We start from the raw sequence: 21,310 nt of genomic DNA, 5'->3' as shown, positions 1-21,310 counted from the left end.
ATGAATCGCTGACTCAGGCTTTAGGCTGCCTGTCAGGGAGCCAGCACGCAAAGGAGAGCCCAGTGCCGATTATCGAACAGGTCGCAGCCCGCGAGATCCTGGACTCGCGCGGCAACCCGACCGTCGAGGTCGAGGTCGCGCTGATCGACGGGACATTCGCCCGCGCCGCCGTGCCCTCGGGCGCCTCGACCGGTGAGCACGAGGCCGTCGAATTGCGCGACGGCGGCGACCGCTACGCCGGCAAAGGGGTGAAGAAGGCCGTGCAAGCGGTTCTCGACGAAATCGGGCCGGCGGTCATCGGTCTCAACGCCGACGACCAGCGGTTGGTCGACCAGGCGCTGGTCGATCTCGACGGCACTCCGGACAAGTCCCGGCTCGGGGCCAACGCGATCCTGGGCGTCTCGCTGGCGGTGGCTAAGGCCGCCGCGGACAGTGCGGCTCTACCCCTGTTCCGCTACATCGGCGGCCCGAACGCGCACATCCTGCCGGTGCCGATGCTCAACATCCTCAACGGCGGCGCGCACGCCGACACCGGTGTCGACGTCCAGGAGTTCATGGTGGCGCCTATCGGTGCCCCCAGCTTCCATGAGGCGTTGCGCTGGGGCGCCGAGGTCTACCACGCGCTGAAGTCGGTCCTGAAGAAGGAGGGGCTGTCCACCGGTCTGGGTGACGAGGGCGGCTTCGCGCCGGACGTGGCCGGCACCAGCGCCGCACTGGATCTGATCATCCGGGCCATCGAGTCGGCGGGGTTGAAGGCCGGCTCGGACGTCGCGTTGGCCCTCGACGTCGCGGCCACCGAGTTCTACACCGACGGCACCGGGTACAGCTTCGAAGGATCCACCCGCAGCGCCGACGAGATGACCGAGTTCTACACCAACCTGCTCGCCAGTTATCCGCTGGTTTCCATCGAAGACCCGCTGTCCGAGGACGATTGGGACGGCTGGACCGCACTGACGGCAGGCATCGGGGACCGGGTGCAGATCGTGGGCGATGACCTGTTCGTCACCAATCCCGAACGCCTCGAAGAAGGCATCGAGCGGGGCGTGGCAAATGCGTTGCTGGTCAAGGTGAATCAGATCGGCACGCTCACCGAGACGCTGGACGCGGTCGCGTTGGCCCACCACAGCGGATACCGCACGATGATGAGCCACCGCAGCGGCGAGACGGAGGACACCACGATCGCGGACCTCGCGGTGGCGGTCGGCAGCGGACAGATCAAGACGGGTGCGCCGGCCCGCAGCGAGCGCGTCGCCAAGTACAACCAGCTGTTGCGCATCGAGGATGCGTTGGGTGACGCCGCCCGCTACGCCGGTGACCTGGCGTTCCCGCGATTCGGTGTGGATCCGAAGTAGTCTTGGCCGCCAAGTCCGACCCGAAACGTCGTTCCCCGGCATCGCGCCCGGGGAAGGCCGGCGACTCGGGCCGGGGCCGTCGTTCCACCAACTCCAGCAAGACCGGAAAGCCGCTTTCGAAGCCGGTCTCCAAACCCGCGCAGACCGCGCCCGACGAAAGCCGCAGCACCCGCTCGCTGCAGGAGCACGTCGTCGAGCCGCTCAAGCGGTCGTTCACCGAGTCCGTTGAGCAGCGGTCGGATCAGCGGCTCGGTTTCACCGCGCGTCGTGCCGCGATTCTGGCTGCGGTGGTGTGTGTGCTGACGCTGACCATCGCCGGCCCGGTGCGCACGTACTTCTCGCAGCGCACCGAGATGGCGCAACTGTCGGCCACCGAGGCCGCGTTGCGCGGTCAGATAAAGGATTTGGAGCAGCGCAAGGGCCAACTGTCCGACCCGGCCTATATCGCGGCTCAGGCACGCGAACGGCTCGGGTTCGTCAAACCCGGCGACATTCCGTTCCAGGTTCAGCTCCCACCGTCGGCGGGGGCGGTCCCGCAACCGGGTGGCGAGGGGGTCGGGCAGGCCAAGAACGAACCCTGGTACACCTCGTTGTGGCACACCATCGCCGACGCGCCGCATCTGCCGCCGACCGCCGCTGCTCCGACGCCCGAACCCGCTCCGACGGCCCCCGGTGGTTGAGCGTGCGGACCTGGACGCGGTAGCACGACAGCTGGGCCGCGAGCCGCGCGGAGTGCTCGAGATCGCCTACCGGTGCCCCGACGGCACCCCGGGAGTTGTGAAAACGGCGCCCAAATTGCCTGACGGAACGCCCTTTCCGACGCTGTACTACTTGACGCACCCGGCGCTGACAGCAGCCGCGAGCAGACTCGAGACCACCGGACTCATGCGCGAGATGACCGAGCGACTGGGCCACGACGCGGAATTGGCGGCCGCGTACCGTCGGGCACACGAGTCCTATTTGACCGAGCGGGACGCCATCGAACCGTTGGGGACCACGTTTTCCGGCGGCGGTATGCCGGACCGGGTCAAGTGCCTGCACGTGCTGATCGCGCATTCGCTGGCCAAGGGACCCGGTGTCAACCCGTTCGGCGACGAGGCCCTGGCGCTGTTGGCCGCCGAGCCGGGCACGGCCGCTTTGGTTGGGAGACAATGGGGATGACGCGTGTTGCCGCGATCGACTGCGGTACCAACTCGATACGTCTGCTGATCGCCGACGTCGCTGACGGACGACTGCGCGACGTGCACCGCGAAATGCGGATCGTGCGACTGGGTCAAGGTGTGGACGCCACCGGTCAATTCGCACCGGAGGCCATCGCCCGCACCGAAGCGGCGCTGTCCGACTACGCCGGATTGCTTGCGCAGCACGATGTGCAGCGGGTGCGGATGGTTGCGACGTCGGCCACCCGTGACGCCGGCAACCGCGACGTGTTCTTCGCGATGACGGCCGCCGTGCTGGGCGCGGTTATCCCGGGCTCGGTCGCCGAGGTCATCACCGGCGCCGAGGAGGCTGCGCTGTCATTTAGCGGCGCTGTCGGTGAATTGGACAGTGCCGGAGCACCTTTCGTGGTCGTGGATCTGGGCGGGGGATCGACCGAGATCGTGCTGGGTAGGGCTGCCGACGAGGTCGTGGCGGGTTACTCGGCGGACATCGGTTGCGTCCGGCTGACCGAACGCTGCCTGCGCTCGGACCCGCCTGCACCGGCCGAGGTGGCGGCGGCGCGGGATGTGGTGCGGGAGCGACTCGAGGACGCGCTGCGTGTGGTGCCCGTCGAGGGCGCCCGGACCTGGGTGGGGCTGGCCGGTACTTTTACCACGCTGTCGGCGCTGGCCCACGAGATGACGGTGTATGACGCTGCGGCCATTCATCTTTCGCGGGTGCCGATCGGCAGGCTGGTGGATGTGTGCGACCGGCTGATCGGTATGACGCGCGCGCAACGCGCTGCGCTGGGGCCCATGCACGAGGGCCGGGTGGACGTGATCGGCGGCGGTGCGATCGTAGTGCGGGAGCTGGCGCGCGAACTGCAGGAGCGGGCCGGCATCTCGGAGTTGATCGTCAGCGAGCACGACATCCTTGACGGCATCGTGCTCTCCCTCGTTGCGCGAGCAGACCTCCCGCTTGCGCGAGCAGACACAAAAGCCCCCAGAAATCCCTGATTTCAGGGGCTTTTGCGTCTGCTCGCGGGGCTTATAGAGTCATTGACATGTTCAGCAGAACCGGACGATTTCTGCTTTCGGCTCAGGCCGTCGCTGCAACGGTGGTCTGCCTACTGACGGCGCCGCTGGCCTCGGCGCACGACCCGGACTGCGACACCATCATGCCGGCGGGCGATCAGCTCGAAGCGGTGTTCGATCAGGTTGAGCCGCAAGGGTATACGCCGCCGGGCCTGGGAAGCCAGATCCGTCAGGCCGCGCAGCCGTTGTACACGGTGCCGGGCGTTACCGCGGTGAACCTGCGCAACTGGTCGGACATCTTGGCCGCCAAACTCGATCACGATCGGCGTTACCTGCAGGAAGGTTCCGACGAGCTCTGGTTGACGGCCGACCTCAACACGGCGAGGAGCCATCTGTTGGCCGCGCGCCGGTACTGCCTATGGTCGACCTACACGACCGGCTGAATCCGCCTACGCACCACCGTATTCCGGGCGCAGCGAACCGGCGAGCGCAGACAACGGCACGTGGATGGTGATGGCTCCGCCATCCATCGACCACGCCGGATTCAGCGTCGACGATCGGCCGGGGCGGGGATTTCCCTGCACCATCGGCGCATCGGGCATGTACAGGATCAGCTCATCCGGTGTCAGCGCGAAAGACTGGTAGCCGCCGGTGAACCCGAGGCCGTTGGGGCCGGGTGTCCACTCCGCAACGGTGAATGGATAGTTGTTGGGCGGGTGAGGTGGCGCGGCGGCGTCCAGCGCCGCCGGTAGCACCCCTTCGGTGGCCGGCGGTATGGCGGCCAACGGGTCGACGCCCGGTTTGAACAGGTCGGCAATCATCAGCCGACGACCTTGTGCCATATCGAAAACGAACGACCGGTAGGCGTTGTTGGGCTGCAGTCCGAACGGTGCGAGGACCTCGTGGACGATCAACGACTGCACCGACCCCGGCCCGGCGAAAAGTTCGTAGTCGGCGGTCGCGCTGCTGTCCCGCGGCGCCTCCGCGCCGCTGTGGCGCCAGCCGTCCATGAGTTTGTGGTAGAAGCCGCGCACTGCCGGACCTGAGGTGGGGTTGTCCAGCATCGGTGCGGGCAAGTCGAAGGAGATCAACCGCTCCGCCTTGTTCGGCGAGGTGACCACGGTGTTGCACCGTGCCCCGTCCCAGTTCGCGTTGAGTTCGGCGCAGAACTGGTCGGCGGCCGCCGTTGCTACGGGCGCAGTCACCACCAGTGTCGCCACCGCCATCAGGCTGGCCATCAGTTTCATGCCGCTCACCGCCCCTAGCGCCTTTGTCCGGGTAGTACGACTTTGCTGGCCAGCCACCGGTCGCCCACCTTCTCCATGGTGATCGTGATGGCGTTGACCTCGACTCCTGGTTGGGGGGTCGTGGAGTTGGTGACCGACTGCTCGACGAACAACAGGACTTCGACCCGGTTCGGACGCGCGGATTTCACCGCGGACTCCAGAACGGTGCCGTGTGTCGCGACCTTGTTGTCGATCATCGCCTTGCGCAGCAGCGAACCGGCTCTGGTGTATTGCTCCTTGAATTCTCCGGTGGCCCCGTTGAGGATGTCGTTGAAATTCTTGTCGACCCCGTTCGGGTCGGTGCTGGTGAGTATGACGGCGTACTGCTTCGCCGCGTCGAGTGCCTGTGCGCTGTCGATGTCGGTTTGGTGCTGCTGATACAACAGCCAGCCCGCGTAGCCGGCCGCTGCCAGGACGGCCCCGAGCACGACCGCGGCGATGCCGCGCACCGCTGCTCTGATCCGTTGGCGCGTTCCGGTGCCCGCCCCGCGGGGGAGTCGCACCCGGCGCAACGGCGCGAAGGCTGCCCGGCCGGCGCGCCGCCGACTCGTCTTTTCCTGTCCGCCGCTGCGACCGTCGGAGGACCGAGCGTCTTCGTCGTCGTCTCGGTCTTCGACGTCGGCCTTGCCTGTCGGCGTGGCCGATTCGTCATCTGCGTCGGTCGATGCTTCCGACGAGGGTCCCTCGGTCGCGTCTTCATCGACCGGGTCGGCAACGCCGGTGTCCACCGTGGCTTTCACAGATCTCATACCTTCACGTCGTCTGCTAGATGATCTCGACTTTGCTTGCCAGCCAACGATTGTCGACCAACTCCATGGTCATCATCACCCGGTTGCGATCGATGCGCGGGCTGGGGCGTGTTGCGTTGGTGACCGATTGATCGACGAACAGCAGTACCTCGACTTTGGTCTTGGTCGCCGATTTGATCGCCGAGTCGACGACGATGCCCTTGCCCGCCGCGCCGTTGTCGATGAGTATCTGACGCAGCTGCGCGGACCCCTGGCTGTATTGGTCCTTGAACTCGCCGGTGGCGCCGTCGAGTGCCAGTCGGTAGCTCTTGTCGATGTCCTTCGTGTCCAGCGTGGTCAAGATGACGGCGTAATTGCGCGCGGCCTCGAGCGCCGCCTGACCGGCGGCGGCGGTGTCGTCGAGTTGCTTGACCCGCCAACCCAGATAGCCCGAACACCCCAATGCCGCGACCAGCAGGGCCCCGATCAGAGCGGCGATGACGCGCCGGCGCCGACGTCCGGGCGCCTTACCGGCGACGGCTTCGGCCCGATCACCGTCCTCGCCGTCCTCGCCGTCCTCGCCGTCCTCCGCCCCCTCGCCTTCCTCGTTCGAGCACTCGTCGCCGTCCTCGGCGACCGAAGCATCGCCGTCGCCGTCGGCGACCGAAGCATCGCCGTCGCCGTCCTCGGCGACCGGAGCATCACCGTCGTCCCCGGTCCCGGGTGATGTGCTGTCCGGCTTGACGAGGTCGACCGGCTCATCCGGTTCGTCCAGCCCGTCGGCAAGCTGGTCGAAAACCGTTCTCGTTGAGGTTTGCTTACGCACCGTGGCTCCACATGGCTCTAGTTCGGTATCCATGCCGGCATGGACGGCCCCCCGAATGTGGTGGGCAGGGTGTACGGGGGATAGACCGGAGTGACGTCGGTTACTGCCGTCGGATCGTATCCCGGTGGGGGTCCGGCGGTGTCGTCTCCGGGCGGGCGGGGCGCGTTGCGGGCACCTCGGACCAGCACCGACGGATCCGGGTTGTTGCAGTAGGTGTAGCGGTACGGTTCGGGGAAGTCGGGTTGTGACAGCACCCCGGTGGGCAGGTTGTAGTCGCAGCTGTATTTGGGGTAGAGGTCTGCGATCAGCCAGAGCCCTTTGTCGTGCGCGACGGTGGTCAGCCGTTCGAGCAGGGACTCGTGGTCGGGCCGCCACAGATCCTGCAGCGCGGGGACCCGGAGGTAGAGCAGCTGCGAGAGCGTGGTCAGGTTCCCCAGCAACTGCACCACGGTGTGGCGGTTGTCGTTGATCAGGTTGTCGACGTCGGCCAGCTGGCCCGCTCCCCGATCGACGAGTGTCCGGAACCCGCCGTCCATCTTGTTCACACCGCCCAGGACGTTCTGCAGGTCGACCGAGGTTCCCCGCAGACCCGGCGAGACGTCGCCGAGGGTGCCGAACACCAGCTGGGTGTTGCGTAGCAGGCTCACGGTCTGCGGCAGCACGCCGTCCAGGGTGGAGGACAAGAAGATGGCGCCGTCGAAGATGGCCGCCAGCTTGTTCGGCCCGTCGGGGCTGACTCGCAGTTCGCCGAAGAGAGCCCGCAGCTGCTTGGGCTCCAGCTGTGCCAGTGCGCCCCGGCTGTCGTCGATGATGCGCGGCAGCGAGACGGGGATCGCGGTCTGCTGCCGGCCGATCACTGCGCCGTCGGTCAGGAACGGTCCGCCACCGTGTTGCGGGCGGAAGTCCAGGTATTGCTCACCTGCGGCCGACAGGCCCGATACCCGCACCAGAGAATCCCGCGGGATCCGGTTGTGGGCGTCGATGGAGGCCACCGCCTCCACCCCGTGTTCGGTGAGGTTGATCGCGGTGACGCGGCCGATCGGAATGCCGCGCAGGGTGACGTCCTGGTTGACGAGCAGGCCGCCCGACTCCGGCAGCGACACCCGCACCGAGATCTTCCGGCTCACCGGGTTGACACCCAGGCTGCCCAGCGTGATGTAGGCGAGCGCGATCACGGTGATGAGCCCCAGACCGACAATCGACATCACGATCCGCCGTTTGGCCACCGCTTTGACCAGGTCCACCCCGTGTCGGGCGGACCACTCCAGCGGATTGCGTGACCTGGTCATCACCGTCATCACCGCTCCGGCCCGTAGATCTTGTCCAGCAGCAGGTTCCACTCGTATCGAATGCTGCCGATCATCAGGTGCCAGTCGGTGCCGTCCGACCAGCGGAATCCGGGGTCACCGGGATAGTTCAGGTCGGGCCACGGTGCCAACGACAGCTTCGCGACCTGCGCGTCGACGTGTAGCGCAGGTGAGTTGAAGGAGTGCATCAACACCCCGATCAGCCGGTTGAACGGATACAGCGACAGATCGGGGTCGACGGCGATGTCGTTGAACGAGCCGGCCAGTGCGTTCAGGTCCGCGACCAGGCTGCGCGTGTCCGTGCCCTGGATGGACGGGAACCGGGACAGCTGACGGGTGATGCGTGCCATGCCGTCGGCCAGGTCGGCGATCCGGGTGGTGTTGTCGGAGATGACGGCCAGCGCCGGCGCGCCGGCCACCAGCGCTGTGTCGATGGTCGCCCGGCGCGCCGACACGGTGGCGGCCAGCTCGGATGTCCGGCGCAGCGCGGCATCCAGCTGCGCCGAGCGGGCCGTCAACCGGGACAGCAGCGTTTTGCTGTGGTCCAGCAGCGCACGGACCTTCTCGCCACGCCCGCCCACTGCTTTGCCCGCGCCGTTGGCGATCGACATCAGGTGCCGCGCAGCGCCGCCGTTGACCAGCAACGCCATCGAGTTGAGCAGGTCTTCCACCGTCGGGGCGGCGGTGGTGGCAGTCAGCCCGATGGTGTCGCCGTCGCGTAGCCGGGGTGCGTTGGCCCCCTGGTCCGGACCGGGTCTGAGCTGCAAGAAGACATCGCCGAGGGGGGTGGCCTGGCGCAGTTCGGCGGTGGCACCGACATTCAGCGGGACATTGGCGTTGATGCGCATGCGCACCTGGGCGGTGAAGTCCTTGGCGTCGATGGATTCGACCTCACCGATGTCGGCGCCGAGCAGCCGCACCTTTGCCTTGGTCGGCAGGTTCAGCGCATTGGAGAAGACCGCCATCAGCCGATAGCTTTTGCCGCTACCGGTCGGGGCAGGCAACGGCAGTGCGCTCAGGTCCAGGCCACACCCGGCCAACAACGTCACCAGCACGACAAGCAGGCCGACCCGGCAGCTGCGGCGAACACCCGTCGCGCACCTCATGGCGTACCCACGATCCCGTCACCCATCAGGTCGAGCATCTTGCCCAGACCGAAATCCGGCGAGTAGTCCCGCAGCGTTCCGGTGGCGCATCCCAGCTGTTTGAGCCCCAGCAGGTTGCAGAGCTCTTTACCGAACTGACCGTTGATCACGAGCTTGTCGGCCAATGCGTGCACGCGGGCGCTGCCCCCGACGGGGTCGATGATGTTGTAGAGGTTGTCGACGGTCAGCGGCCCGACGTCGAGGGTTTCGGCCAGGTCCCGCTGGTGATCGTTGATCGTCCCGGTGATGGTCCGCATATCGACGAACGTGCTCGTGAGTTCTTCGCGGTGACCCTCGAGCAGTCGGGTCGCTTCGGCGAGGATCTGGTTGAGCTTCGCACCGGTGGTGCCCGAGCCGAGGTTCTCCTCGGCCAGAATGTCGCTGAGTTGGTGCAGGTTGGACCCGAATTGGCGAATCGCGGTGTCGTTGTCGGCGGCCGCTTGAACCAACACGGACATGCTGTTCACGATCGCCTGAATGTCCTTCTTGCTGTGCGCGCCCTTGTCGGCACCCACCCGCAGCGCCTGGGACAACTTCGCGAGGGTCGCTTTGATGTCGGCCCCGTTGCGGGAGGTGATCTGGGAGCCGAGGTTGACCAGGTCCCCGAGCGGACCCTGACCGTTGTCGTCCGCGCGCAGGGCGCTGCCCAGTTTGTCGATCATCGCCAGGGTCCGGTCGATTTCCACCGGGGTGCGGGTGCGGCCCAGGCCCAGCACGTCGCCGTTCTTCAGCTTCGGCCCGCCGCGGTAGGGCGGGGTGAGCTCGACGTGGCGGTCGGTCAGGACCGAGTTCGACAGCGTCACCGCCTGCACGTCGGCCGGAATGTCGATGCTCGGGTCGATCGAGAGTCCGACCTGCACGTAGCTGTCCTTGGCCGCGATGCTGGTCACCTTCCCCACGGGCATCCCCAGGACCGAGACGTCGTTGCCGACGTAAAGCCCGACCGTGTCCTCGAAGTGCGCGGTCACCGTCATCTGCGGGTGCACCACGCGTTGAAACACGGCGATCGCCACGACGGCTACGAGCACCACCGCGGCTGCCGTTGCGGCGACGATGATCTTGACCCGGCGGCTCATGCGCAGTCCTTGAAGTACTCGACCAGGCTGAACTGCCGGGCGCGCCCGCTGAGCGCACACATCCAGGAGTCGACGAGCACACCGGTCGGCAGGTTGAGGTCGAGGGCGTTGCCGCTGCCAGTGGTGTTGGCGAGGTTGCGGACGGTGATGGGCATCGACTGCAAGATGTTGCGCACCAACGCGTCGTGGCTGTTGATCATCGCGGTGAACTCGCGCGCATTGGCGATCAGCTGGTTCAGTGCCGGTTCGTCGGCCAGGATGGTCTTTGCCCGGTCGACGAGGGTGGTGGCGCTGGCGAACAACCGCTGCACCGCGGCGCGCCGAGTGGCGATCTCGGCCAGCAGGTCACGGCCCTGCAACACCAGCACCCCGAGATCGGCCTTCTGGTTTCGCAGCATCGTCGTCAGCGTCTCGGCGCTGCTCAGCAGGGTGCCCAGTTGATCGCGCCGGTCGGAGATGACGGTGGCCAGCGACTGCAGGTTTTCCAGGGCCTCCGGTAGGGCATCGGGCAGTCCCTGCAGGTTCTGGTTGAGCGACTTCACCGATTCGACGACGCGCTCGGCGTCCAGGGCCTCGAAGGTGCTTGTCGCGCCTTCCAGCGTCCGCTGCAGATCGAAGGGAACTTCGGTGTTGGCCAACCGGATGGTGTGATCGCTCAGCTCGCCGGCGCCGGCCGGGGACAGCGCAAGATAACGCGACCCCAGGATCGTGGTCATGTTGATGCTGGCTTGCGTGTCGGCACCCAGATGGACGTCGTGGCGGACGTTGAACGTGACCACCACGTGGTCGCCGGCGAGTTTGACACCCTCGACGGTGCCGACCTGGATGCCTGCGATGGTGACCTGATTGCCCTTGCCGAGCTGCGCGGACTGGGCGAACTCACCCCGGTAGCTGGTCTTGCCCACATCGAGGGCTCCGAACAGCACCAACCCGCCCATCAGGATGGCGGTAACGGTCAGTCCGATCACCCCCAGCCAGGTCTTGTTGTAGGACTCGATGGGCCGTTTGAATCGATCGAACATCGCGGCTACCTGCATATCGGTGAGTGCTTGATCTTGTTGAGGTAACCCGGGGTAACGCCGTCGCCCGGGGTAGCCGAGGCCACGAATGCGCGGAACCAGTGGAACAGGCCGCGCCACAGGCTGAAATCGATGTCGCACGCATAGCCGTTGATGTAGCTGCCCGCCTGGGTGCCGCGGGCAAGCGCCTTGAGCAGAGCCGGAATGTTGGCCGCCATGTAGGCCATCCGCTGATGCCCCGGACCGTGCAGGCTGTAGTCGAGCAGACCCGGTTCGCGGCTGACGAATTCCTCCAGGTCGGGAGTGATGTTGTTGACGATGGTCGCCAGCCGGCCGGTGGTGGAGTTGACCGATCCGACCGACACGACCAGTTCCTGGCGGCGGGCCGCCAATTCGGCCATCACACCGCGGGATTCGCGGATCATCGTCTGGAGGTTGGTGTTCTGCGCGGCCAGGCTGTCCGTGAGGCTGTTGAGGTTGCCGATCAGATCGCCGAGGACCTGATCGGGTCCGGCCAGCGTTTCCGCCAGCGTCGAGGTCTGAACGGTCAACGTCAGGATCGAGCCCGAATCCCCTTGAAACGCTTGGATAATCGCGTTGGTCAGGTTGTCCACCTGCTTCGGATCCAACTGGGTGAACAGCGGCTCGAAACCGTTGAGCACGTAGGTGATGTTCAATGACGAGTTGGTGTGTTCCCGGGGAATCTGGCCGCCGTCCCGCAGCGGCCTGTGGTTGCGGTCCTGACCCGGTGACAGCCCCAGGTAGCGCTGCCCGATGATGTTCTGGTAGGTCACCGACGCGATCGTGTCGGTATAGAGGACCTGATTGCGCTGCACCCGGAACGTGACCTTGGCCGAGTTGCCGACCAGATCGAGCTTGTCCACCCGGCCTACCCGGACGCCGGCCACCCGGACGTCGTCGCCGGCATGCATTCCGGAGACATCGTTGAAAATCGCCGTGTAGGTGTTCGTGTCACCGGACACCTCGCGCCGCATGGTGCCGAACACCATCCAGGTCACGGTCACTGCGAAGGTCAGGAAGATCGCGGTGCCTATCAACGGCTTTCGGTATCTCATTGGCCGCCTCGCAGATCCGACGTGAGGTGGACGGTCGAGTCGCGCGCCACCGGGCCCAACAACAGCACGACGGTCGCATTGGCCGGTCCGCCCCCGACGATGCGGCCCAGCTGATCCTTCTCCTGCCGGCTGCCGACCGGGCCGACAGTGCCGCCGAAGGCCGGCGACGCCCCCTCGGCGGGGAAACCCGGTGCCGGCGGCGGGGCTTCGGGGGCCGGCGGCGAGCCGGGACCGCCGCCGAGCTGTGCGGAACCGGGTGGCAGCGGCGGCAATTGCCGGGGTCCCGGTGCGGGTGCCGGAGGCCCTTGCGGATCTCCCGGCATCGAGTGGCGCGGTGGGGTCACGTTGGGGCGGTTCTCGGTCACCCCTGGCGGGAGAGTGGCGCCCCTCGACCCCAACGCCGGAGACAGGTCAGGCGCCGTCGGGACTTCCGGCGCCGTGAAGCAGCTCGGGCCGGCAAGCGCCCCGTAGCGGGGGCAGTCGGCGCGGACGTAGCGCCGGCTCGGGGTGAGCGCGACGATGGCCTTGACCGTCAGCAAGTTGCTCTCGGGGTCCCAGCCCTCGTCGTACAGCTTGTTGGCGAAGACTTTCATCCGGGTGGCTATGCCGTGGAAGTCGGTGGCGTGATCGCCGAGCACACCGATTGCCGGGGTCAGCTCGGTGCTGATGGTGATCAGCCGGTCGGTCTGATGATCGAAGGCATCGCCGAGCGTGCCGACGGTGCCCAGACCCCCGGTAAGGAAGTCGGTCAACTGCACCCGCTTCTCGGCGAAGGTCCGCATCGGCCGGATCGAGCTGTCCAACGCGTCGAAGAGTTCGGGGGAGGCGCGGCGCAGGCCTGCCGCGGCCGCGGTCAAGGCCGACAGCGTGGATGGCGCTGCGGCGTCGGCGGTGACCACCGTGTTCAGCTCCGCCAGAATCTCGTTCAGATCGTGTCCGGCGTCGGTCAGTTGCTGGCCGCGGCCGTGGGTCGCCTCGCTCAGTGCTTGCAGGATCCCGACGGTGTGGTCGTTGGGGTTCTGCGCGACGTCGAACAGCAGGTCGTGCAGCTTTGCCAGCACGTTCTGGAACAACACCGTCGGCAGGGATTTGTCCTCGCGCACCACCGAGCCGTCCCGCAGCGACGCCGAGCCCTTGCCGTTGTCGATGAGTTGGACCGCCGACACCGCGAACAGGTTGGCGGGCACCACCCGTGCGGTGACGGTGTTGGGGATGCCGGAGGCGTATCCCGGCTTGAGGTCGACGTGGACGATATTGGGTTTTCCGTTCCGGGACGGGGTGATGGCGGCCACCATTCCGACCAGCACCCCGCGGAACTTCACGTCGGAGCGTTCCGGCAGCCCGTCGCCGATGTTGACCAGCTCGACGTCCACGCGCACCAGGTTGTCGAAGGTGCCTTTCGACTTGGCCACCATTGCCGCCGCGATCAGAGCCGTGACGATCGTCATGCACACGCCGACGAGGACAAGGCTGCGGTTGGACGGGCTGCGGGGGTCGAAGTCGTAGGAGTTTGGCATCGCTACCCCCCGAACCTGGCCCCGGACTCGACGCCCCACAGCGCCATGGTCAGCAACATGTTCGCGATGATCACGACGGTCAGACTCGATCGCATGGCCCGACCCGCGGCTATCCCGACGCCGGCGGGACCGCCGGTGGCGAAGTAGCCGTAATAGCACTGCATCGTCGAGGAGATGAAGACGAAGATGACGGCCTTGATGGACGCATAGATCACGTCGCGGCCGCTCAGGCCCACCGAGAAATAGTGCAGGTATGACCCGGGGGCTTGGCCGTTGGCCATGCTGACCAGCTGGCTGGTCAGGTAGGTCAAACCCAGGGCGGTCAGGAACAACGGAATGACCGCGATGACGGACGCGGTGACCCGGGTGACGACCAGATAGCCCACCGAGTCCAGGCCGAGCACCTCCATGGCGTCGATTTCGTCGTTGATTCGCATCGCGCCCAGTTGCGCGGTGAACCGGCATCCCGCCTGGGCGATGAACGCCATGGCGATCATGACCGGCGCGAGTTCGCGCGTGGTGGCGAACGACGAGATCAGTCCCGTCGCGGGTCCCAGACCGAGCAGATTCAGCGCGTTATAGCCTTCGACGGCAACCAGCGCACCGGCCGTAATTCCCAGCACCGCCGCGACATTGACCGTGCCGCCGCCGACGACGATCGATCCGTTCCCCCAGGAGATGTCGGCCAGCAGTCGCAACATCTCCCGCCGGAAGTCCTTCATCGTGCCCGGGATCGAGGTCAGGATCTTGCCGAAGAAATAGACCATGTGGCCGGCCCGGCCGATCCCGCTGGTCATTGCGCCGCCGGCCCGCTTCAGCGAGGTGGTGAGCGGGACCTTGTGCGTCGCAGGCGCAGCCATCGCTACAGGGTCTGTCTGGGGAAGATGAGCAGCCACAGCTGGCTCATGAGGACGTTGACGATCATCAGCAGCAGCACCGACTCGACCACCGCCGCGTTCACCGAGTTCGCCACGCCGGCGGGCCCGCCGCGGGTGTCGAGACCCTTCTGGCAGGCGACGACTGCCACGATCACCCCGTAGACCACCGCTTTGAGCATGGCCAACACCAGATCCTCGACGCTGGCGAACGAGGAGAACGTGGCGATGAACGAGCCCGGGGCGCCGTTCTGCATATAGACGTTGAACACGTAGCCCGCGAGGTAGCCGACGAACATCGTCGTACCGGTCAGCGCAATGCCGATCAGGATGACCGCCGCCAGTCGGGGAACCACCATGCGCCGCAGCGGCGAGACGCCCATCACCTCCATCGCCGCGATCTCTTCGCGCATGGTCCTGGCGCCCAGGTCCGCGCAGACCGCGGAGCCCACCGCAGCCGCCATGATCAGCGCCGCCACGAGCGGCGCGCCCTGCCGGATGATCACCAGCCCGTCGGCGGCGCCGGACAGCGAGGCCGCGCCGACTTGTCCGGCCAGCAAACTGAACTGGATCGACAAGGTGACGCCGATCGGGATTGTCACCAGCACAGTGGGGGTGAATGCCGTGCTGGTCATGAACCAGGCCTGCTCGATGAACTCTCCGACCATAAACTTGCGAGTCACCAGATCGACGAACAGATACTGGACGGCCCGAATCCCCAACACGAACTGTTTGCCGACGGTGTTCAGCGACAACAGTGGGTGATTGACGAGATAGCGGCGGAACCAGTCGATGACCTCGCGGATGGCCGAACGTTCGCCACCTCGCTCGGACAGTTCGACGAAAGCGCTCAAGAATCCCCCCAGCCGGCAGTGCCCAGGACTTGCGTGCAAGCACGATAGCAGTCGGTCCTAGTTCGCAGCCAGCAATTGTTAACGGGAATTCTGACTGCACGTGCTCGTCGGCTCGTCGACCGCGAACCGCCCATCGCAGGCCTCGACGCGGTAACCCGTACCCGACTCGGTCAGCAGGTGTTCGGGCTGCGACGGGTCGTGCTCGGGCCGGCGCCGCGATTGCGCCAAATATCCACGCAGATAACGGGGTTCGGCCGCAACTGCCGGACCACTTGCGCCGGCGACGATGTCCGACTGCACTGGCGAATTGTTGTCCAACCGAAAGGATTCAATCGACTCGGTCGCCCCACCGGTGGGCAACCTGATTCGGCTCATCGCGACGGTCTGCCGGGGCGGTCCGTGCGGAACTGCATCCGGGGTAGCTCGCCGGCCCTCTTCGGGGGGCGACTATGTAAATACCGATTCCGCCGGACCGTTCGCCCGGGTCGCGGTCACGCCTCGAAGCGGTAGCCCATGCCCGATTCGGTCAACAGGTGCTTGGGGTGCGACGGGTCGTCCTCGAGCTTGCGCCGCAACTGCGCCAGATACACCCGCAGGTAATGGGTTTCGGTCGCATACGCCGGGCCCCACACTTCCTTGAGCAGTTCCTCGCGCCCTACCAGCTTGCCCCGGTTGCGCACCAGCACCTCGAGCATGCCCCACTCGGTCGGCGTCAGGTGCACCTCGGCGCCGTTCTTGGTCACCTTCTTGGCGGCCAGGTCCACGGTGAACGCGTCGGTCTCGACCACCGGTTGTTCGACTTCCGAAGCCGCGGCGTTGCGCCGCACCGCCGCGCGCAGTCTGGCCAGGAACTCGTCCATGCCAAAGGGTTTGGTGACGTAGTCGTCGGCGCCGGCATCGAGGGCTTGCACCTTGTCGGCCGAGTCGGTGCGCGCGGAGAGCACGATGACCGGTGCGTTGAGCCAGCCGCGCAGGCCGGCGAGCACGTCGATACCGGAGATGTCGGGCAGCCCGAGGTCCAGGATCACCACGTCGGGCGGATGTTCGGCGGCGGCGCGCAGCGCGCCGGCACCGGTCGACGCGGTGATCACCTCGTATCCGCGCACCGTCAGGTTGATGCGCAGCGCACGCAGGATGTGCGGTTCGTCGTCGATCACCAGCACGCGGGTCATGCGGCGGGCCCCGACGGCGCCGGCAGGTCCACCACGACCGTGAGTCCGCCGCCGGGCGTGTCACCGGCCGCGATCACCCCGCCCATCGCCTCCACGAAGCCGCGCGCGACCGACATGCCAAGGCCCACGCCGGTGGTGTTGTCGTGATCGCCGAGACGCTGAAACGCTTCGAACATCTGCTCCTCGGCGCCCGCCGAGATACCCGGGCCCTCGTCGATGACGTTGACCAGCACCCGATCGCCGACGTGGCCCGCGTTGACCCGGACCACACAGTCCGGTGCATAGCGCAGCGCGTTGTCGATCAGGTTGGCCATCACCCGCTCGAGCAGCCCGGCATCGGCCAGCGCCACCGCGTCGCCGACGTCGACCTTGACGCGGTCGATGGCGGATCGGTAGAAACCGGTGGCGCCCTTGCCGATGCTGACCAGTGCGCGCTGCACCACTTCCTCGAGATAAACCCGCTGCACCTCGGGTCGCACCACCCCGGCGGCCAGTCGCGAGGAGTCCAGCAAGTTGCCCACCAGTGCGGTGAGCTGGTCGATGGATTCCTCGATGGTGGCCAGCAATTCGGCGGTGTCCTCGGGAGAGAACGCGATGTCGGCGGCACGCAAGCTGGACACCGAGACCTTGGCCGCCGCCAGTGGGGTGCGCAGGTCGTGGCTGACCGCCGAGAGCAGTGAGCGGCGCAGTTCGTCGGCCCGCACGATGGCTTCGGTGCGGCGGGCCTCTTCGGTGAGTTCACGCTGACGGACCAGGCCGGCCGCCTGCTTGGCCACCGCGCCCAGCACCCGCCGATCCCGCGCCGCCAGCTTGCGGCCGGCCATCAGCATCCAGAACTCGTCGTCGCCGATTTCGATCGCTGTATCCGCGGAATCCACTGTGGTGCAGGGGTCTTTGCCGACCGAGGCGACGACGTGGCTGCGCTCGGATTGTTCACGCAGCATGCTGACGGCGCGCTGGGAGTAGGTCTCGCGTATTCGTTCGAGCAGGGTTTCCAGATCCGCCCCGCGCAGCACCGAACCGGCGAACAGGGTCAGCAGTTCGGCCTCCTGGGACGCGAGGCGGGCCTCGCGGGCCCGTTTGGCCGCACCGTCGACCAGCACCGCGACCGCCACCGCGATCAGTAGCAACACCAGTTCGGTTACCGCGCTGTTGGGTTCGGCGATGGTGAAGCTGTGCCGCGGCGGGATCAGAAAGTAGTTCAGCAGCACCCCGGACAGCACCGCCGAAAGTACCGCCGGGGCAACGCCTCCCAACAGGCCCACCGACAGCACCCCGACGAAGAACAACGCGCTCTCCCCGCCGGTGTCCAGATAGGGATCCAGCACGGTGACGGTCACGGCGCAGATCGCCGACGGGATGAGTCCGGCCGCCAGCCAGGCGGCCGGCCGTCGCTGCTGCGGCGAGAACGAGTGTCGGGCAGCGCGTTTGGTTTCCTGGTGCGTGACGATGTGGACGTCGATCTTGCCGGAGCGCTGCACGATCGCCGCGCCGATGCCCTCGTCGAACAGGCGTGCCCACCGCGACCTGCGGGACGTGCCGATCACCAGTTGGGTGGCGTTGATCTCGCGGGCGAACTCGAGCAGCGCGTCGACAACGTCGTCGCCGACCACGGTGTGCAGCGAGGCGTCCAGACTGCTGGCCAGTACCCGGATCTTGCCCATCCGGGCCTCGGACAGGCCGGCCAGTCCGTCACCGCGCAACACGTGCACCACCATCAGCTCGGCGCTGGACTTGGAGGCGATCCGAGATGCGCGTCGCACCAACGTCTCTGATTCGGCGCCGCCGGTGACGGCGACGACCACGCGTTCGCGGGCCTCCCACGTGTCGGTGATCTTGTTCTCTGCACGATACTTGGCCAGCGCGGTGTCGACCTGGTCGGCCAGCCACAGCAGCGCCAATTCCCGTAGCGCAGTGAGGTTTCCGCGCCGGAAATAGTTCGACAGCGCGGCGTCGATCTTCTCCGAGGCGTAGACGTTTCCGTGAGACATCCTGCGCCGCAACGCTTCCGGGGTGATGTCGATCAGCTCCACCTGGGCGGCCTGCCGCACGATCGAGTCCGGTATCGTCTCCTGCTGTTCGATGCCGGTGATCTGGGCGACCACGTCGTTGAGGCTCTCCAGATGCTGGATGTTGACGGTGGAGATCACGGTGATCCCGGCGTCGAGCAGCTCCTCGACGTCTTGCCAGCGCTTGTCGTTCTTGCTGCCGGGGGTATTGGTGTGGGCGAGTTCGTCGACCAGCACCACCTGCGGGCGGCGCTCGAGGACCGCCGGCACGTCGAGCTCGGGGAAACTGCCGCCGCGGTAGTCGACGTAGCGCGGCGCGATAATCTCGATGTCGGCAAGCAGCTCAGCGGTTTTCGCGCGTCCGTGGGTTTCGACGACGGCGGCGACCACGTCGGTGCCGCGTTCCAGACGGCGGTGCGCCTCGCCCAACATCGCGAACGTCTTGCCCACGCCGGGCGCGGCACCGAGGTAGATGCGCAACTCACCGCGCTTGGCACGGTGCTCCGGCTCGCTCACCCCAACATCATCCACCTTCGCGGCTAGCTCGCGGCCGGATACCTTCGGTCCAGCGCAAGGTTGAGTCCGACGACGTTGACGGTGGGTTCACCGAAGATGCCCAGCGTGCGGTCGCTGCGATACTGCTGCACGACGGCGCGAATCTGGTCCGGCCCCACGTTCCTCGCCCTGGCCACCCGGGCCACCTGGAGCTCGGCGTACGCCGGGGAGATGTCCGGGTCCAGGCCGCTGCCGCTGGCCGTGACGGCGTCGGCGGGGATCGCCGGCGCGCTCGGTGCGACGCCGCGAATGGGCACGATCAGGCCAGTACGGTAGTCCTCGCCGGAGACGGCGCACTCGACCCGGGCACCCCGGTAGCTGTCCAGGAAGGGCTGTTTGGTGGTCGCGCAGGGTTCGTTGACACTGACCACGCGGGTCGGCCGGAGGATGTCACCGCGCTCGTCGCGGGGGCCCAGCACGGCCAGCACCGCACCAACTCCGGCGCCGGTGCAGAACGGGCGCGACCCGTCGACGCCTTCGAGTCGCCCTATGGCCGCACTGCGCGAGCACACGAGGGTGAGCAGACTGGGCTTGAATCCGGCATCTGCCACACTGGCACCGGCAGCCAGCTTGGCCGGGTCTGCGAGGGTGTCGACCACGCTCTCCGGTCCCAGGTTGCTGCCACCGCTCGACATCGGGTCGTATCCGGCGCCGGCGGCCGACGGGCGGGTCTGGAAATAGCGCGGCATGGGGTTGCCGTCGGCGTCGGTGAACCGTTGGCCGATCAGCATGCTGCCGACCGTCCTGCCGCCGGCGTGCAGGATCGAGCCTTCGGCGTTGGTGTGCAACCCCGGAAGGAACGCCACCAGCCAGACGAGTACCGGGTAGCCGATACCGAGTATCACGGTGAACACGAGCAGCGCCCGCAGCGCAGCCAGGTGTTGGCGAAAGGCGATGTCCATCTCAGGCGATCCCGGGCAAAAGTCGGACGAGCAGGTCGATGAGTTTGATCCCGACGAACGGTGCGATGATGCCGCCGAGTCCGTAGCGGTACAGGTTGCGGCTCAACAACTTCGAGGCCTGGCTCGGTGTGTACCGAACACCGCGCAGTGCCAGCGGGATGAGCGCGACGATGACGAGCGCGTTGAAGATGACGGCGGACAGGATCGCCGATTGCGGGCTGTGCAACCGCATCACGTTGAGCAGGTCCAGGCCGGGGAACAACGCGACGAACATCGCCGGGATGATCGCGAAATACTTGGCGATGTCGTTGGCGATCGAGAACGTGGTCAGTGCTCCGCGGGTGATCAGCAACTGTTTGCCGATCTCCACGATTTCGATGAGTTTGGTGGGGTCGGAGTCCAGATCCACCATGTTTCCGGCCTCTTTGGCCGCCGATGTGCCGGTGTTCATCGCGACCCCGACGTCGGCCTGGGCGAGCGCCGGGGCGTCGTTGGTGCCGTCCCCGGTCATGGCCACCAGTCGCCCGCCTTGCTGCTCGCGCTTGATCAGCATCAACTTGTCCTCGGGCGTGGCCTCGGCCAAAAAGTCGTCGACTCCGGCTTCCTCGGCGATCGCCTTGGCGGTCAACGGGTTGTCCCCGGTGATCATCACCGTGCGGATGCCCATCAGCCGCATCGCCTCGAATCGGTGCCGCATCCCTTGCTTGACAACGTCTTTGAGGTGGATGACGCCCAGCACCCGAGGCGCTGCCGGGGTGACGCAGCCCACCACCAGCGGGGTGCCGCCAGCGGCGGAGATGCCGTCGACGATCACGCCGAGCTCGTCGGGAACGTCACCGCCGTGCGCGCGGATCCACTGTGTCACCGAGCCGGCCGCGCCCTTACGCAACTGCCGTCCGTCCAGGTCGACGCCCGACATCCTTGTCGTGGCGGTGAATTCGACCCAGGATGCGTCGGCGAGTTCTCCGGGTGTCCGCGCGCGCAGCCCGTACGCCGTCTTGGCGTGGACGACGACCGAGCGGCCCTCGGGGGTCTCGTCGGCCAGGCTGGACAGCTGGGCCGCGTCGGCCAGTTCAGCCGGGGTGACGCCGATCGGAATGAATTCCGACGCTTCGCGATTGCCGAGGGTGATGGTGCCGGTCTTGTCCAGCAGCAGGGTGTTGACGTCGCCGGCCGCCTCGACCGCGCGCCCGGACATGGCGAGTACGTTGCGTTGCACGAGCCGGTCCATGCCGGCGATACCGATGGCCGACAGCAGCGCCCCGATGGTGGTGGGGATGAGGCACACCAGCAGTGCCACCAGCACGATGCCGCTGATGCCGTCGCCGTTGAGGGCGTGGGTGTCGGGCACTCCGGGGTTGTTGACCTTCGAGTAGATCGCCAGTGGCTGCAGCGTGGCCACGGCGAACACGAAGATGATGGTCAGGGCGGCGAGCA

21 protein-coding genes are annotated in these 21,310 nt (G+C 66.8%); 5 read left to right on the top strand and 16 right to left on the bottom strand.

Annotated elements, in window-relative coordinates; translation table 11 throughout:
* Positions 1-62: 62 nt before the first annotated feature.
* From eno to AC5Y46_RS24200, 5 genes are read left to right on the top strand one after another with little or no spacing between them, the layout of a single operon-like run.
* Positions 63-1,352, top strand: coding sequence for a phosphopyruvate hydratase (gene eno, locus AC5Y46_RS24220; RefSeq protein ID WP_499993526.1), 1,290 nt, complete (start codon positions 63-65; stop codon positions 1,350-1,352).
* Positions 1,353-1,354: 2 nt separating this feature from the next.
* Complete coding sequence (locus AC5Y46_RS24215) at positions 1,355-2,032, top strand: FtsB family cell division protein (RefSeq protein WP_499993525.1); 678 nt, start codon at positions 1,355-1,357, stop codon at positions 2,030-2,032.
* Positions 2,025-2,513: a DUF501 domain-containing protein gene (locus tag AC5Y46_RS24210; RefSeq protein ID WP_499946921.1), complete on the top strand. Its 489-nt coding sequence runs from the start codon at positions 2,025-2,027 to the stop codon at positions 2,511-2,513. The genes AC5Y46_RS24215 and AC5Y46_RS24210 overlap by 8 nt, the downstream gene beginning before the upstream one ends.
* Entirely contained in the window at positions 2,504-3,508 is a 1,005-nt protein-coding gene (locus AC5Y46_RS24205; RefSeq protein WP_499946920.1) for a Ppx/GppA phosphatase family protein, read from the top strand. Before AC5Y46_RS24210 ends, AC5Y46_RS24205 begins: the two co-directional genes overlap by 10 nt.
* 47 nt (positions 3,509-3,555) lie before the next feature.
* The gene (locus AC5Y46_RS24200) at positions 3,556-3,969 is read left to right on the top strand and encodes a hypothetical protein (protein ID WP_499946919.1); all 414 of its coding nucleotides are present in this window, start codon (positions 3,556-3,558) and stop codon (positions 3,967-3,969) included.
* Between the two features lie 6 nt (positions 3,970-3,975).
* Here the strand turns inward: AC5Y46_RS24200 and AC5Y46_RS24195 are convergent, their stop codons facing one another.
* The 16 genes from AC5Y46_RS24195 to kdpB all read right to left on the bottom strand — a co-directional run.
* Positions 3,976-4,773, bottom strand: a complete 798-nt coding sequence (locus AC5Y46_RS24195) for a DUF3298 domain-containing protein (RefSeq protein ID WP_499946925.1) — start codon at positions 4,771-4,773, stop codon at positions 3,976-3,978.
* 14 nt (positions 4,774-4,787) lie between these two features.
* The gene (locus AC5Y46_RS24190; RefSeq protein WP_499946918.1) at positions 4,788-5,561 is read right to left on the bottom strand and encodes an Rv1363c family protein; all 774 of its coding nucleotides are present in this window, start codon (positions 5,559-5,561) and stop codon (positions 4,788-4,790) included.
* Positions 5,562-5,577: 16 nt separating this feature from the next.
* A complete protein-coding gene (locus AC5Y46_RS24185; protein WP_499993523.1) occupies positions 5,578-6,366 on the bottom strand; it encodes an Rv1363c family protein in 789 nt (262 codons plus the stop codon).
* Between the two features lie 17 nt (positions 6,367-6,383).
* Positions 6,384-7,664, bottom strand: coding sequence for an MlaD family protein (locus AC5Y46_RS24180; RefSeq protein WP_499946917.1), 1,281 nt, complete (start codon positions 7,662-7,664; stop codon positions 6,384-6,386).
* Positions 7,664-8,779, bottom strand: coding sequence for an MlaD family protein (locus tag AC5Y46_RS24175; RefSeq protein ID WP_499946916.1), 1,116 nt, complete (start codon positions 8,777-8,779; stop codon positions 7,664-7,666). The genes AC5Y46_RS24180 and AC5Y46_RS24175 overlap by 1 nt, the downstream gene beginning before the upstream one ends.
* Complete coding sequence (locus AC5Y46_RS24170; protein WP_499946915.1) at positions 8,776-9,894, bottom strand: MCE family protein; 1,119 nt, start codon at positions 9,892-9,894, stop codon at positions 8,776-8,778. Before AC5Y46_RS24170 ends, AC5Y46_RS24175 begins: the two co-directional genes overlap by 4 nt.
* A complete protein-coding gene (locus tag AC5Y46_RS24165) occupies positions 9,891-10,916 on the bottom strand; it encodes an MCE family protein (protein WP_499946914.1) in 1,026 nt (341 codons plus the stop codon). Before AC5Y46_RS24165 ends, AC5Y46_RS24170 begins: the two co-directional genes overlap by 4 nt.
* Positions 10,917-10,921: 5 nt before the next feature.
* Positions 10,922-11,989 (bottom strand): MCE family protein, encoded by a 1,068-nt coding sequence (locus AC5Y46_RS24160; RefSeq protein WP_499946913.1) that lies wholly within the window; start codon positions 11,987-11,989, stop codon positions 10,922-10,924.
* Entirely contained in the window at positions 11,986-13,506 is a 1,521-nt protein-coding gene (locus tag AC5Y46_RS24155) for an MCE family protein (RefSeq protein WP_499946912.1), read from the bottom strand. The genes AC5Y46_RS24160 and AC5Y46_RS24155 overlap by 4 nt, the downstream gene beginning before the upstream one ends.
* Before the next feature lie 2 nt (positions 13,507-13,508).
* On the bottom strand, positions 13,509-14,366 hold the full coding sequence (locus AC5Y46_RS24150; RefSeq protein WP_499946911.1) for an ABC transporter permease: 858 nt from the start codon (positions 14,364-14,366) through the stop codon (positions 13,509-13,511).
* A 2-nt stretch (positions 14,367-14,368) separates the two neighbouring features.
* Entirely contained in the window at positions 14,369-15,235 is an 867-nt protein-coding gene (locus AC5Y46_RS24145; RefSeq protein WP_499946910.1) for an ABC transporter permease, read from the bottom strand.
* 78 nt (positions 15,236-15,313) lie between these two features.
* Positions 15,314-15,535 carry a hypothetical protein gene (locus AC5Y46_RS24140; protein WP_499946909.1) on the bottom strand — a complete coding sequence of 74 codons (222 nt, stop codon included), beginning with the start codon at positions 15,533-15,535 and terminating at the stop codon, positions 15,314-15,316.
* A 191-nt stretch (positions 15,536-15,726) separates the two neighbouring features.
* On the bottom strand, positions 15,727-16,407 hold the full coding sequence (locus tag AC5Y46_RS24135) for a response regulator (protein WP_499946907.1): 681 nt from the start codon (positions 16,405-16,407) through the stop codon (positions 15,727-15,729).
* Complete coding sequence (locus tag AC5Y46_RS24130) at positions 16,404-18,947, bottom strand: DUF4118 domain-containing protein (protein ID WP_499946906.1); 2,544 nt, start codon at positions 18,945-18,947, stop codon at positions 16,404-16,406. The genes AC5Y46_RS24135 and AC5Y46_RS24130 overlap by 4 nt, the downstream gene beginning before the upstream one ends.
* A gap of 8 nt (positions 18,948-18,955) precedes the next feature.
* Positions 18,956-19,873 carry a potassium-transporting ATPase subunit C gene (locus tag AC5Y46_RS24125; RefSeq protein WP_499946905.1) on the bottom strand — a complete coding sequence of 306 codons (918 nt, stop codon included), beginning with the start codon at positions 19,871-19,873 and terminating at the stop codon, positions 18,956-18,958.
* A gap of 1 nt (position 19,874) precedes the next feature.
* Positions 19,875-21,310, bottom strand: a 1,436-nt coding sequence (kdpB, locus tag AC5Y46_RS24120; protein WP_499993515.1) for a potassium-transporting ATPase subunit KdpB, incomplete at its 5' end; no start/stop codon positions are given.

Source organism: Mycobacterium sp. NGS59 (assembly GCF_059812345.1).
The sequence above is the reverse complement of the archived record's forward strand: the minus strand, read 5'-3'. Positions and strand labels throughout refer to the sequence as shown.